Raw genomic sequence first — 13,753 nt, forward strand, 5'->3', positions numbered from 1 at the left:
AAAATGTGGGAGCCGGGCTTGCCCGCGATGGCGCCAGTAGATTCACCACAGAATTCAGAAAGGTGCTTTATGACAGCAGCCAATGTTTACCAGCAACGCCCCACCTCCGGAGCCAAGGCCGAGTCGTCGCTGCACCATGCCGACCTCGCCAGCCTGGTAGGCAAGGGCCGCAAGAACGCCGGCGTGACCGTGCGTGAAAAGAAACTCCTCGGCCACCTGACCATTCGTGGCGATGGCCATGACGCCGCCTTCGCCGCCGGCGTGCACAAAGCCCTGGGCATCGAATTGCCCGGCGCCCTGGCAGTGATCGTCAAGGGTGAAACCAGCCTGCAATGGCTGGGCCCGGATGAGTGGCTGCTGGTGGTGCCGAGCGGTGAAGAGTTCGCCGCGGAGAAAAGCCTGCGTGAGGCACTGGGGGATTTGCATATCCAGATCGTCAACGTCAGCGGCGGCCAGCAGATTCTGGAACTCAGCGGCCCCAACGTGCGTGACGTGCTGATGAAATCCACCAGCTACGACGTACACCCCGACAGCTTCCCGGTGGGCAAGGCCGTGGGTACGGTGTTCGCCAAGTCGCAGTTGGTGATTCGTCATACTGCTGAAGACACCTGGGAGCTGTTGATTCGTCGCAGCTTCTCGGATTACTGGTGGCTGTGGTTGCAGGACGCGGCGGCTGAGTATGGTTTAAGCGTGGAAGCTTGATGGAGTGAACGGTGTTGTGGCGAGGGGGCTTGTCCCCCGTTGGAGCGCGCAGCGGTCCCAATAAGGTCAGCGCATTTTTTCTGAAAACAACCGAATGGCAGGTTTTGGGGCTGCTTCGCAGCCCAACGGGGGACAAGCCCCCTCGCCACAAAGGCCTGAGGATTCGAATATGAGCCGCGTACCCGATACATGGATTTTGACCGCCGACTGCCCCAGCGTGCTCGGCACGGTGGACGCGGTGACCCGCTATCTGTTCGAGCAGGGCTGCTACGTCACAGAACACCACTCGTTTGATGACCGGCTTTCGGGCCGTTTCTTCATCCGCGTGGAGTTTCGCCAGCCCGACGGTTTTGACGAACAAGGCTTCCGCGATGGCCTGGCCACCCGCGGTGAAGCGTTCGGCATGATCTTCGAACTGACCGCGCCGAACTACCGGCCGAAAGTGGTGATCATGGTCTCCAAGGCCGATCACTGCCTCAACGATTTGCTCTACCGCCAGCGCATCGGCCAACTGTCGATGGACGTGGTCGCCGTGGTCTCCAACCACCCGGACCTCAAGCCCCTGGCCGACTGGCACCAGATTCCCTATTACCACTTTCCCCTGGACCCCAACGACAAGCCGTCGCAGGAGCGCAAGGTGTGGCAGGTGATCGAAGAGTCGGGCGCCGAGCTGGTGATCCTTGCGCGCTACATGCAAGTGCTGTCGCCGGAGTTGTGCCGCAAGCTCGATGGTAAAGCCATCAACATCCACCACTCCCTGCTGCCCGGTTTCAAGGGCGCCAAGCCGTATCACCAGGCCTACAACAAGGGCGTGAAACTGGTGGGCGCCACCGCGCATTACATCAACAACGATTTGGACGAAGGCCCGATCATCGCCCAGGGCGTGGAGGTGGTGGACCACAGTCACTATCCGGAAGATTTGATTGCCAAGGGGCGGGATATCGAAGGCCTGACCCTGGCCCGGGCCGTGGGGTATCACATTGAGCGGCGGGTGTTTCTGAACGCCAATCGAACAGTGGTGCTCTGATGGACGCCTTCGCGAGCAAGCCCGCTCCCACATTTTGATGTGTGAATACATTCAAATGTGGGAGCGGGCTTGCTCGCGAAGAGGCCCTTACTAACAACGCAAAAACAGCATCTGTACCCGAGCACTTTAACGCGCTGCCTGCCTGGGCAACGCGGTTTCATAAAAACAACAGCGAGGTGAAAGCATGTCTGGTAATCGTGGTGTCGTGTATCTCGGCAACGGCAAGGTCGAAGTACAGAAAATCGACTATCCCAAAATGCAGGACCCCCGTGGCAGGAAGATTGAGCACGGCGTCATCCTGCGCGTGGTTTCCACCAACATCTGCGGCTCCGACCAACACATGGTGCGCGGCCGTACCACTGCCCAGACCGGCCTGGTCCTGGGCCACGAAATCACCGGTGAAGTGATCGAGAAGGGCAGCGGCGTCGAAAACCTGAAAATCGGCGACCTGGTCTCGGTACCGTTCAACGTTGCCTGCGGCCTCTGCCGCTCCTGCAAAGAACAACACACCGGTGTGTGCCTGAGCGTCAACCCGGCCCGTCCGGGCGGTGCTTATGGCTACGTCGATATGGGCGATTGGACCGGCGGCCAAGCCGAATACGTGTTGGTGCCTTACGCCGATTTCAACCTGCTGAAACTGCCGGACCGCGACAAGGCCATGGAGAAAATCCGTGACCTGACGTGCCTCTCCGACATTCTCCCGACCGGCTACCACGGTGCGGTCACTGCGGGCGTTGGTCCAGGCAGCACGGTCTACATTGCCGGTGCCGGCCCGGTCGGCCTGGCTGCGGCCGCTTCAGCACGTCTATTGGGCGCTGCGGTAGTGATCATCGGCGACGTCAACCCGATCCGCCTGGCCCACGCCAAGGCCCAGGGTTTTGAAATCGCCGACCTGTCCACCGACACCCCACTGCACGAACAAATCGCCGCACTGCTGGGCGAGCCGGAAGTGGATTGCGCGGTGGATGCGGTGGGCTTTGAAGCACGGGGCCACGGGCATGACGGCGTCAAGCACGAGGCTCCGGCCACCGTGCTCAACTCATTGATGGGCGTGGTGCGGGTAGCCGGCAAAATCGGCATCCCGGGCCTGTATGTGACTGAAGACCCGGGTGCGGTGGATGCTGCCGCGAAAATGGGCAGCCTGAGCATCCGCTTTGGCCTGGGTTGGGCCAAGTCCCACAGCTTCCACACCGGGCAGACGCCGGTGATGAAGTACAACCGTCAGCTGATGCAGGCGATCATGTGGGACCGCATCAAGATTGCCGACATTGTAGGCGTGGAAGTCATCAGCCTGGATGACGCGCCACGTGGCTACGGCGAGTTCGATGCGGGTGTGCCGAAGAAGTTTGTGATCGATCCGCACAAGTTGTTCAGCGCGGCGTAGGCGAAAGATAAGGGCGACCCAAGGGTCGCCCTTTTTATAAAAGATTCAGTCTTCTATAAGAAAACCGGTGATAGTGATACCTAGAAGCGAGAAGCAAGTAACGAGTGTTGGTATGACCATCCAATATTTGAGGTGCCGCGGTATTTGTTCAACGTCCTCAACCAGTACCATACCCCTCCTTTGAATTATTCTCGGGATGAGAATAACGGTGGCCATAGCGAATACGCGTTGCGGCCTTCCTTCAAAGAGGGTGTGACGAAACGTGTGCCTGTATCCGACTATAAAGGTGCTGTATTGCATATAGCGCTCAGCGGCATCGAGCTTTTTGTACATGGCAGAAAAGACTATCGGGAAGCTGAGTAGCAGGAGGACGCATGAGCCCACCGCAAAGTATTCCAAGTACATTCAATCCTCCACTGCCTGATAGAGAACTTTACCCACCCATTCTCCAACATTGCTTCCAAGCGTGCCCAAGGCGAGTCCACCTGCTGCTCCGCCGATGATGGCGCATGCCAAAGCACCGGCGCCAGCCGTAGGTATGCCAAAAACAATCGCGCAGGCGCCGATACCGCCAACTGCTCCAAGTGTCCCACCCGCAGACGCTCCACCCACTCCAATCACCAACTTGCCACCTTCAACATACTTCGCTTGCGTACACTCTTGCTCGCGCCCCGTGGAGCACGCCTCCGTTATCTCCAGCGCCGCTGCCCCAACATCCAGCGCGATACCAATGTAAGTCCCCGTCTTCAACATTTGCGAAGCCTTGGCTACGCGTTTGACCGTCTCCTCATACCCGCGAATTTCTCCATGATGCCAATAGCTTTTACTGGAGATACCCAACATTTTCTTGATGGATCCTTCATTTCTCAATCCGCTCCCGAAGCGTGCCATGCCGTGGAGTTGACTCTCGAGCCGGGAGAATAAGGTTCTTCGTTTAACCACGAACTCATCTCTTGCGGCCACAGTGCCCTTGCTCAAGTACTGCTTATGCAGACCGTCGATTTCCTGAAGGGTCTTTTCGATTCCTTCCAGGTGTTTACTCCACGCGCTAGTGGCACTCCCGACGCCGATAGAAGCGTAGGCCATGATCTCCTGCAACTGATCGTAATTTTTGATCAGGAATTGATCAGTTGCGGAGTGTGCCAACAGGGTATGTTTCACGTTCTCTGCGGAACTCATCAGCCGCGCTTCTTCGACGGTACAAGAAGCTGTACGGCTGTCACCGATAATCACCAATTGCCCAGGTAATACCACGGTGTTGCGGATATTTTGGTTAAGGATGTCGAACTTGGTTTGAGCGTGAGGATTAAGCGAGAGGCTTTGCTTCAGTAGCGGATAAGGCTGTGATCGATCATTGATAAATGCGTAAGGTCCCTGCATTTCTTACACCTCCTTGGACTGTGGCGCCCGACTATAAGTAGGCGCCACAGCAGGTGTAAGACGAGTAACGGGCAGTTATTGATATTTCAGAAACAGACTACGTAAGAGGTGGTTCAGTCCGACAAAGACTGCAATCTGCGCCCGATCACGTCCATCAAATCGCAACCGTCGCGCAGCGGAATGGCGCAGAGCAGGGCGAAGTCCTTGAGGACGATGGTGTCGGTGATCAGGGTGTCGCGAAACGCGAGGTTTTCCAGGACTTGGGTCACCGCGCGGATGCGGTAGGCGGCTGCGTCGTGGAGCACGCCCAGCGGGGTTTGGGTGTCAATGAGCAAGGACGGGACGGTGCAATCGTGGCCGGTTAGGGGCATGTAGCGATTCATGTGTGCAACCTCATTTCAGATAATGGGGCTACCACTCACCCGTCGCCAAACGAATGGGTGGCAGCTGTACGCAGGTTGGCGAACCGGTGAAATGAAGCAAAGCCGGCAGACCCGAAGGTCTCCCGCGCACAGCCGCCATAAAGCACAGCTTTGCGGGTGCAAAAAGACCTGCAAAGAAACAGGTGCTTTTGCATGCATTATTTCAATCGAGTCGCCAAACCCGTATCGCCATGTGGACGACCGCCGGACTATAAGCTTCCTTGTTTGGCCGAGGCAAGACGCAATGCCGAACACATTTCCCGACACAACGACGTTCAACTGTAGGAGCGGGCTTGCCCGCGAAAAACCTGAGAGCGCCGGGCAAAAAAAAGGCGACCCTGGGGTCGTCTTCTTTGCCTGCATGGGTCACTCAGCGAATCGCCAAAGCCCCCTGATACACCGTTGGCCCCGTCGGCTGCTTGGTTACCGAGCCGCCCTTGGTTTCCGAACTGACCATCAGCGTCACCGGTTTGCTGATCGACTCCTGCTGGCGCGGGTTGATGCCAATAATGCCTTTGCCGTCTTCCGGCAACAGGCCCAGTGACACCGGCGTACCGTCAGCCGGGACGGCCCACAGCTCCAGGCTTTGGTCCGGGGCCGGTGCGGTGGCCGCAATTGGCTGCACTTCGAGGTAATCCTTGTGGGCCACGATCTGCGCGGCTGGTTGCTGGGTGGTGTTCACCAGCAGTGCGGCAGACTTGACGCTGTCCTGGGTATAAAGCGCGCCGCCGACACCGGCGACTACCACCAAACAAGCGCCGACGAACAGGCGCGGGCGGCTCCAAAATGAAGGCTTGTGCTCAATCACTTGGGGGTTGATTGCAGTCATTTGGCTCTTCCTGACATGTTTTGTAGTCTTTCATGGACCCAAGTAACGGCGATCGGTTCCTCAACCGCCGCCTTGGGCCTCGAATCAGAGTGATGCCAATTGGCCCTGATACAGCACCGGCCCGGTGGGTTGTCCGGTCGGCGAACCACCTTGGGGCTCAAGGCTCACTGCCAGCGTCAGCGGCGCCGTCAGGAGCGCCTGGTGTTCTTTGCTCAACTGAATCCGGCCTTTACCCGAGACCGGCACCAGCCCGAGAGAGATCGGTTTGCCGCCCTTGGGAATTGCCCACAGCTCCAGGTCCCGAGCGGGTTCCACCGCCGCCAAGGCCAGCGGTTCAACCTGCAGATGGTCTGCATAGGCCTGGATCTTCAGCGCAGGCTGCTGGTTAGCCGCAACCAGGGTGGCGTTGTATTCCACCCCAAGATCGCGCTGGTACAACACACCCACCAACACCGCGATCACCACCCCGCACGCCACCACCAGCAACCGCAGGTTCACCCAGAACGGCTTCTTCGCTGGCATATGCAGCACTTGCGGTTCAATGCGTGCCTTGATGCCTTCCCACACGTGATCCGGCACCGGCCGTTCAGGCAGCGGCCCGGTGAGGCTGGCGAGGGCGTCCTGCCAGTGTCCCAGCTCAACGCGCAGCGCTGCATCGTCCAGCAACAGTGCTTCAAAGCGTCGACGGGCGGTGGCAGGCATCAGCCCGATGGCGTAGTCAGCCGCGAGGGCGCGGCGCAGGGAGGTGGTCTGGTAGTTCATGATTCAAGGCACCTGCGCAAGCGCTCCATGCCGCGGCGAATCCAGGATTTGACCGAGCCCAGCGGCGCGGCCAAGTGGTCGGCCAACTCCGAGCAGGACAAACCCTGGAAGTAAGCCACGGTGATCGATTGACGCTGCATGCCTTCGAGGCTGTCGAGGCAGCGGTTCAGGGCGTGGGCTTCGCGCTCGCTGTCGAGCAATTCATGAGCGCTGGGGCTTTCGTCGGCCATGGCATCTTGCTGGCCGTCGCCCAAGGGTTGTTCGCGGTGTTTGCGTAACTGGTCGATGGCCAGGTTGCGGGTGATGTTGATCATCCAGGTCAGCGGCGCCGACAAGTGGGCTTCATACCGCGAGGCGTTGAACCAGATGCGCACGAAGCTTTCCTGCAAGACTTCTTCAGCCAGGTCCCGGCGACCCATGAACCGCAGGGCGACACCGTGCAAACGCGGGGAAACGCTGCGGTAGAGCGTTTCGAACGCCTGGCGGTTACCCAGGGAGCACTGGGCCAGCAATTGCCGCAACTGATCTGCATCGAGGGTCGAAATGGGGCTTCTCCAGGCGCTTGCATCAGGGCGATGTGACGGCGCACGGTAAAGAGGGCAGGCTGAGGTTAGTCCAGCTTGGGCATTCATTCCATCTACCTCCGCGCGACTCGTGGTGGATATACGCAGCGCAGGGCAGTTCGGATGCAGTGGTTTTCTGAACTAATCTGTGAGGTGGGAACAATCTTTCGTAACACCCAGTCAAACCCCTGCTTTTAGCGCTTACTTTCAGAGGTTGTCTTGATGAAGATTTCACGCGGTTTTGCCCTGTCCTGCCTGTTGACCGTGGCGGCCAGCCCGGTGTTTGCGGCAGGTTTCAGCCTAGGCGACGTAGCCAATGCCGTTTCAGGCGCACAGGGTGGCGACAAGGCAGCAGCGGCTGCGCCGACCTCACAGACCGCCGGCTTGCTGGGCGCCCTGACCTCGCAACTGAACGTGACCCCAGAGCAGGCCGTCGGCGGTACCGGCGCGATGCTGGGCCTGGCCAAGAATAAATTGGGTGGCGGTGATTACTCGCAACTGACCCAGAGCGTACCTGGGCTGGACAAGCTCTCCGGCAGCAACTCCCTGGGCAGCCTTGGCGCCCTGAGCGGCATGCTCGGCCAGAGCGGCGGCAGCAAGACTTCGGGTCTGGACGGCGTGCTGGGTAACGTGAAGAACACCAACGACCTGAACACCGCGTTCAGTGCGCTGGGCATGGACAGTGGGATGGTTGGTCAGTTTGCCCCGGTTATCCTGAAATACCTGGGCGGCCAAGGCGCCAGCGAGTCGGTGCTGGGCAAACTGGCTTCGGCCTGGGGCACTGGCGGCTAAGACCGCTCTGCGCGCAGTTGGGCGATGCGCGCATCCTTCTCCTTCCAGAGCTGGTTGACCCAGTTCTGGACGGTCTGGCGAAACGCCGGATCGTTTTCGTAATCCCCCCGCCACAACACCGGATCCAGTTCACGGGTGCGGATATCCACGATCACCTTCGGCACTGCGCCACTGATCAAGTCCCAGAAGCCCGGAATGTTTTCCTGTGGATAAACCACGGTGACGTCGAGCACCGCATCCAGCTGTTCACCCAACGCCGCGAGCACGAACGCCACGCCACCCGCCTTGGGTTTGAGCAGGCGCTGGAAGGGTGAATCCTGCTGTTTGCGCTTGGCCGGGGTGAACCGCGTGCCTTCCAGGTAATTCACCACCGTGACCGGCTGGCGCTTGAACAGCTCACAGGCCTCCTTGGTGATCTTCAGGTCCTGGCCTGCCAGCTCCGGGTGCTTGGCCAGGAATGCCTTGGTGTAGCGCTTCATGAACGGGTAATCCAGCGCCCACCAGGCCAGGCCCAGGAAGGGTACCCAGATCAGTTCCTTTTTCAGGAAGAACTTGAAGAACGGCGTGCGCCGGTTGAGGGCCTGGATCAGTGCGGGGATGTCGACCCAGGATTGGTGGTTGCTGATCACCAGGTAGGACGTGTCGCTTCGCAGGTCGCCGCCGCCGCGAATGTCCCATTGGGTGGGGATGCACAGGGCGAAGATCAGCTTGTCGATCTCGGCCCAGGTCTCGGCGATCCACATGACGGCCCAGGAGGCGTAGTCGCGAAAGCGACCGGGCGCCACCAGCTTGAGCAGGGCAAACACCATCAACGGCCCGAACAGCACCAAGGTGTTGAGCAATAGCAGCAATGTGACGAAACAGCCGGTGAGCAGGCGGCGCATAAGTAACTCTTGGAATCATTTTGGCCCGCCATGATAAGCAGCTTGGGTCTAGAGGCCAAATCGCAAATAAGCTGACGAATGTTTCACAGCGGGCTGGGTATGCTCTGTGATCTAACTAAGCGGCGTTTTTGCAGTCTAGAATTGGCCCATCTATTTCAAGGAAACCTCCTACGTGAAATCCATCCTTGCCCTACTAGCGCTCGTGGCCTTGCCTGTCATGGCCGCCGAGCCGACCCTTTACGGTCGCTACGAATACATCCAACTGCCGGAAATCGGCGAGACCTTCAAGGCCAAGATGGACACCGGCGCGCTGACCGCCTCGCTGTCGGCCCGGGACATCGAAACCTTCACCCGTGATGGCGACGACTGGGTGCGCTTCCGCCTCGGCGGCAAGGACGCCACCAACAAGGTCTACGAGCACAAGGTGTCGCGCATCAGCAAAATCAAAAGCCGTGCCGACGAAGATGACGACAAGGACGAAGCCACCGTGGCCAAGCGCCCGGTGATCGACCTGGAAATGTGCCTGGGCAACGTCAAGCGCACCGTCGAGGTCAACCTCACCGACCGCAGCAGCTTCAACTATCCGCTGCTGATCGGCGCCAAGGCCCTGCGTGAATTCGGCGCTGCGGTAAACCCGGCTCGCCGTTACACTGCGGACAAACCGGACTGCTGACGGACCACCATGGCGCATATCCTGATTGTCGAAGACGAAGCGGCTATCGCCGACACGCTGATTTTTGCCCTGCAAGGCGAGGGCTTCACCACCACCTGGCTGAGCCTCGGCCAGGCGGCGCTGGCCCATCAGCGGCAAACCCCGGCGGACCTGATCATCCTCGACATCGGCCTGCCGGATATCACCGGCTTTGAAACCTGCAAACAACTGCGGCGCTTCAGCGAAGTGCCGGTGATGTTCCTCAGCGCCCGGGACGGCGAGATCGACCGCGTGGTGGGCCTGGAGATCGGCGCTGACGATTATGTGGTCAAGCCGTTCAGCCCGCGCGAAGTGGCGGCGCGGGTTCGGGCGATCCTCAAACGGGTTGGCCCCGGTGTTGCTCCGGCCGTGTTCCAGGTGGACCTGGAGCGTATGCAGATCAGTTATCGCGGGCAGCCGCTTAACCTTACGCGCCATGAATTTCGCTTGCTGCAAAGCTTGTTGGAGCAACCCGAGCGGGTGTTCAGCCGCGAGCAACTTTTGGATGCGGTGGGCGTGGCGGCCGATGCAGGCTACGAGCGCAATATCGACAGCCATATCAAAAGTGTTCGCAGCAAATTGCGCACGGTGGCTCCCGAGTCTGAACCGATCCAGACCCACCGCGGCCTTGGCTACAGTTACAGCCCGGGCAACAGCTGATGCGCCTGGGGATCCGGTTCTTCCTGGTCTATGCGCTGTTTATCGGCCTGACCGGCTACTTCGTACTCAGCACCGTGATGAAGGAAATCCGCCCCGGTGTGCGCCAGTCCACCGAGGAAACCCTGGTGGACACCGCCAACCTGCTGGCGGAAATCCTGCGCGAGGATGTGAAGAACGGCACCCTCGGCCAGAGCCATTGGCCCGAGCTGCTCAAGGCCTACGGCGAACGCCAGCCCGGCGCCAACATCTGGGGCCTGCCGAAAAACCAGGTCAACCACCGCATCTACGTCACCGACGCCAAGGGCATCGTGCTGCTGGACTCCACCGGCGAGGCCGTGGGCGAGGATTACTCGAAGTGGAATGATGTGTACCTGACCCTGCGCGGCGAATACGGTGCGCGCTCGACCCGCAGTGAACTGGACGACCCCGCTTCATCGGTGATGCACGTCGGCGCGCCGATCCGCGATAACGGGCAGATCATCGGCGTGGTCACCGTCGCCAAGCCCAACAGCTCATTGCAGCCCTACGTGGACCGCACCGAAAACCGGCTGCTGTGGTACGGCGCCGGGCTGGTTGGCCTCGGCCTGTTGTTTGGCGCGTTGTTGTCGTGGTGGTTGAGTGTCGCGCTGCGCCGGCTCACGGCATATGCCCAGGCAGTCAGCGAAGGCCGGCGTGCCGAGTTGCCGCACTATCGCGGCGGTGAGCTGGAGCAGCTGTCTACTGCGGTGGAGCACATGCGCACCCAGCTGGAAGGCAAGGCGTACGTCGAGCGTTATGTGCACACCCTGACCCACGAACTGAAAAGCCCGCTGGCGGCGATTCGCGGGGCGGCGGAGCTGTTGCAGGGCGACATGTCTCGGGATCAGCAGCAGCGTTTCGTGGGCAATATCGACAGTGAAAGTGCGCGCTTGCAGCAGTTGATTGAACGCCTGCTGAACCTGGCTCAGGTGGAGCAGCGCCAGGGCCTTGAAGACCAGAGCAGCCTGTCGCTGGCAGCGCTGGTGAGCGAAGTGCTCAAGGCTCAATGCGCGCGCATCGAAGGTGCCGGGTTGCAGGTTGAGCAGGCGATTGCGGCGGATGTGCAGGTGTACGGCGAGCCGTTCCTGCTGCGCCAGGCCCTGGGAAATCTGCTGGAAAACGCCCTGGATTTCACCCCGCCCGGTGGCACCTTGCGGTTCAGCGCCAAGGCTGTGAATGACGGCGTCGAATTCACCCTGTTCAACCAGGCCGAGCCGATTCCCGAATACGCCTTGCCGCGCCTCAGCGAGCGCTTCTATTCCCTGCCGCGCCCGTCCAGCGGGCGCAAGAGCACCGGCCTCGGGCTCAATTTTGTCGAAGAGGTGATGAAGCTGCACGGCGGCTCACTGCAGATCGGCAACGTACCGGGTGGCGTGCAGGTGAAACTGCATCTCCACACAGTCTCCACATTCCCTTCATAAAGTCCCCTTAAGCGCCCGCCAGACTCTCCCCCATCAAAACAGGGAGAGCTTCATGAACCGCAATCTGCTTTTCAAACTGGGCACCATCGCGCTGCTGGTGGTGCTGTTGTTGATTCCGTTGCTGATGATCCACGGGGTGATTACCGACCGTCAGCAGATGCGTGACGATGTCTTGCAGGACATCGCCCGCAGCTCCAGCTACAGCCAGCTCCTCAACGGCCCGGTGATGGTGGTGCCTTATCGCAAGACCGTCAGGGAGTGGAAACTCAATGAAAAGCTCAATAAACGCTACGAAGAAACCCGTGAGGTGCGCGGTCGTCTGTATTTCCTGCCGGAGCTATTTGCCCTCGACGGGCAGGTGCAAACCGAAGTGCGCTCCCGGGGCATTTACCAGGCGCGGCTGTTCCACGCCGACAGCCGGATCAGCGGGCGCTTTGTATTGCCGGAGCAATTGGGTATCAAGGAAGATTTTGCCGATTACCGGTTTGACCCGGCGTATCTGGCGGTGGGTATCAGTGACATTCGCGGTATCGAAAACGCGCTGAAGCTGGAGCTGGGCAGTCAGCAACTGGAGTTTTCGCCGGGCACTCAAGTGGCATGGCTGGGGGAGGGCGTACACGTGATGCTGCCCGAGCAGGACAGCAAAAAGCCGGCGCCTTTTGACTTCGCCTTTGACCTGCGCCTGCAAGGCACCGAGCAACTGCAAGTGGTGCCGGTGGGCAAGACCAGCCAGGTCAAGCTGGCGTCCAACTGGCCACACCCGAGCTTTATTGGCAACTTCCTGCCGTCCCAGCGCGAGGTCACCGCTCAAGGCTTTTCCGCCAATTGGCAGACCACATTTTTCTCCACCAACCTGGAAGAAACCATGCGCGGCTGCTCGTGGGACCAGGTGTGTGACGACTTCAACGGCCGCAGCTTCGGCGTGAGCTTTATCGACCCGGTGGACCAGTACCTCAAGAGCGACCGGGCGATCAAATATGCGCTGTTGTTTATCGCCCTGACGTTTGCCGGTTTCTTTCTGTTCGAGGTGCTCAAGAGCCTGGCGGTGCACCCGATCCAGTACGCATTGGTGGGGGTTGCCCTGGCGTTTTTCTACCTGCTGCTGTTGTCGTTGTCGGAGCACATCGGGTTTGCCCCGGCGTATCTGATATCGGCGACTGCCTGTGTGGTGCTGATTGGTTTTTACGTCTGCCATGTGCTGCGCAGTGTCGCCCATGGCCTGGGATTTTCTGCGGGGTTGGCGGCGTTGTATGGCTTGCTGTACGGGTTGCTGAGTGCCGAGGATTACGCGTTGTTGATGGGTTCGTTGCTGCTGTTCGGGTTGTTGGGCACGGTGATGGTGCTGACCCGCAAGCTGGATTGGTATGGGGTGGGCAAGCGATGAGTCGATCTCTGGGCTTGCGTGAGGATCGGCGAGAGGGCGCGCAGTTGCTGGCGAGGATTATCGGCTTTCTCACCGATTCCGCCGCCCACTGTAGGAGCGAGCTTGCTCGCGAAGAACCTGAGAGCGCCGCGTTAAACCAGAAGCGCTGCGTTATCGTTGGCGATTTTCGCGAGCAAGCTCGCTCCTACAAGGGTGGCTTGGCTTTTAAATAGGCGGCTGGGTCTGGAGCATCGAAGGCCGCTGACTCACCTCGGCATACCACGCCGCCAGCTTCGGATGGCTTGACCGCCACTGCATGTCCGGGTGGCGGAAGTCCAGGTAAGCCAGTGCACACGCCACGCTGATCGCCGCCACATCAAACGGCCCGGCCAGCTCGGCAACGGCGTCCTGTTCCAGCATGTCGAGGGCGCGGCGGATCTTGTCCCGCTGGCCTTCCAGCCACAGGTCCCAGTGTTTTTCCTCGGGGCGCATGGCGGTTTCATAACGCACCAGTACGGCGGCATCCATGATGCCGTCGGCGGTCGAGGCCAGGGTCAGGCGCCGCCAGCGGGCCGGGCCGTCACGGGGGATCAGTGGAGTCCCGGTATGTTGATAGTCGAAGTAATCGAGGATCACCCGGCTGTCATGCAATACGTTGCCATCGGCCAGGCGCAGGGCGGGGATCTTGCCCAGCGCGTTGTCCAGGATTACATCGGCATCGGGCTTGACCGGCGTCGGCACGCAGGCGTGCAAGGTCACGCGATCCAGTTGGCCGGTCTCGTGCAGCAGCACCCGTACTTTGCGAACAAACGGCGAGGCAGGGTTGTGGAACAACGTCATGCTTGGGGTGGACAT

The 13,753-nt window shown here is 60.1% G+C and carries 15 protein-coding genes; 8 read left to right on the plus strand and 7 right to left on the minus strand.

The features are described 5' to 3' along the window. Window positions 1-69: 69 nt before the first annotated feature. The 3 genes from AU074_RS30240 to fdhA all read left to right on the plus strand — a co-directional run bounded on the left by AU074_RS30240 (window position 70) and on the right by fdhA (window position 3,113). Window positions 70-702 (plus strand): sarcosine oxidase subunit gamma, encoded by a 633-nt coding sequence (locus tag AU074_RS30240; protein WP_076017834.1) that lies wholly within the window; start codon window positions 70-72, stop codon window positions 700-702. Window positions 703-871: 169 nt separating this feature from the next. After that, the gene (gene purU, locus AU074_RS30245; protein ID WP_076017835.1) at window positions 872-1,729 is read left to right on the plus strand and encodes a formyltetrahydrofolate deformylase; all 858 of its coding nucleotides are present in this window, start codon (window positions 872-874) and stop codon (window positions 1,727-1,729) included. A gap of 184 nt (window positions 1,730-1,913) precedes the next feature. After that, window positions 1,914-3,113: a formaldehyde dehydrogenase, glutathione-independent gene (fdhA, locus tag AU074_RS30250; protein ID WP_076017836.1), complete on the plus strand. Its 1,200-nt coding sequence runs from the start codon at window positions 1,914-1,916 to the stop codon at window positions 3,111-3,113. 405 nt (window positions 3,114-3,518) lie between these two features. Here the strand turns inward: fdhA and AU074_RS30260 are convergent, their stop codons facing one another. The 5 genes from AU074_RS30260 to AU074_RS30280 form a co-directional block, all read right to left on the minus strand. Beyond that, window positions 3,519-4,493, minus strand: coding sequence for a hypothetical protein (locus AU074_RS30260; RefSeq protein ID WP_076017838.1), 975 nt, complete (start codon window positions 4,491-4,493; stop codon window positions 3,519-3,521). Window positions 4,494-4,606: 113 nt separating this feature from the next. Then, window positions 4,607-4,876: a hypothetical protein gene (locus AU074_RS30265; protein WP_256576987.1), complete on the minus strand. Its 270-nt coding sequence runs from the start codon at window positions 4,874-4,876 to the stop codon at window positions 4,607-4,609. A gap of 409 nt (window positions 4,877-5,285) precedes the next feature. Next, complete coding sequence (locus AU074_RS30270; RefSeq protein ID WP_076017839.1) at window positions 5,286-5,744, minus strand: anti-sigma factor domain-containing protein; 459 nt, start codon at window positions 5,742-5,744, stop codon at window positions 5,286-5,288. Between the two features lie 84 nt (window positions 5,745-5,828). After that, window positions 5,829-6,506, minus strand: coding sequence for an anti-sigma factor domain-containing protein (locus AU074_RS30275; RefSeq protein WP_076017840.1), 678 nt, complete (start codon window positions 6,504-6,506; stop codon window positions 5,829-5,831). Then, window positions 6,503-7,138 (minus strand): sigma-70 family RNA polymerase sigma factor, encoded by a 636-nt coding sequence (locus AU074_RS30280; RefSeq protein ID WP_076017841.1) that lies wholly within the window; start codon window positions 7,136-7,138, stop codon window positions 6,503-6,505. The genes AU074_RS30275 and AU074_RS30280 overlap by 4 nt, the downstream gene beginning before the upstream one ends. Before the next feature lie 153 nt (window positions 7,139-7,291). Here AU074_RS30280 and AU074_RS30285 point away from each other — a divergent pair, with 153 nt between their 5' ends. After that, a complete protein-coding gene (locus AU074_RS30285; protein WP_076017842.1) occupies window positions 7,292-7,861 on the plus strand; it encodes a DUF2780 domain-containing protein in 570 nt (189 codons plus the stop codon). Here AU074_RS30285 and AU074_RS30290 read toward each other — a convergent pair. Beyond that, the gene (locus AU074_RS30290; protein ID WP_076017843.1) at window positions 7,858-8,745 is read right to left on the minus strand and encodes an acyltransferase; all 888 of its coding nucleotides are present in this window, start codon (window positions 8,743-8,745) and stop codon (window positions 7,858-7,860) included. The genes AU074_RS30285 and AU074_RS30290 overlap by 4 nt on opposite strands. Before the next feature lie 172 nt (window positions 8,746-8,917). On the opposite strand from AU074_RS30290, the gene AU074_RS30295 reads away from it, so the two are divergent. Genes AU074_RS30295 through creD form a run of 4 tightly spaced genes read left to right on the plus strand, consistent with a single transcriptional unit; the run spans window position 8,918 to window position 12,919 of the window. Then, a complete protein-coding gene (locus AU074_RS30295; protein ID WP_076017844.1) occupies window positions 8,918-9,418 on the plus strand; it encodes an ATP-dependent zinc protease in 501 nt (166 codons plus the stop codon). 9 nt (window positions 9,419-9,427) lie between these two features. Beyond that, window positions 9,428-10,096 carry a two-component system response regulator CreB gene (gene creB, locus AU074_RS30300; protein ID WP_076017845.1) on the plus strand — a complete coding sequence of 223 codons (669 nt, stop codon included), beginning with the start codon at window positions 9,428-9,430 and terminating at the stop codon, window positions 10,094-10,096. Then, window positions 10,096-11,535: a two-component system sensor histidine kinase CreC gene (gene creC / locus AU074_RS30305; protein WP_076017846.1), complete on the plus strand. Its 1,440-nt coding sequence runs from the start codon at window positions 10,096-10,098 to the stop codon at window positions 11,533-11,535. The genes creB and creC overlap by 1 nt, the downstream gene beginning before the upstream one ends. A 52-nt stretch (window positions 11,536-11,587) precedes the next feature. Next, window positions 11,588-12,919, plus strand: coding sequence for a cell envelope integrity protein CreD (gene creD, locus AU074_RS30310; RefSeq protein ID WP_076017847.1), 1,332 nt, complete (start codon window positions 11,588-11,590; stop codon window positions 12,917-12,919). A gap of 204 nt (window positions 12,920-13,123) precedes the next feature. Here creD and AU074_RS30320 read toward each other — a convergent pair whose 3' ends face one another. After that, the gene (locus AU074_RS30320) at window positions 13,124-13,753 is read right to left on the minus strand and encodes a glutathione S-transferase (protein ID WP_076017849.1); all 630 of its coding nucleotides are present in this window, start codon (window positions 13,751-13,753) and stop codon (window positions 13,124-13,126) included.

The sequence above is a fragment of the Pseudomonas sp. ATCC PTA-122608 genome (genome assembly GCF_001952855.1).
Classification (GTDB): domain Bacteria; phylum Pseudomonadota; class Gammaproteobacteria; order Pseudomonadales; family Pseudomonadaceae; genus Aquipseudomonas.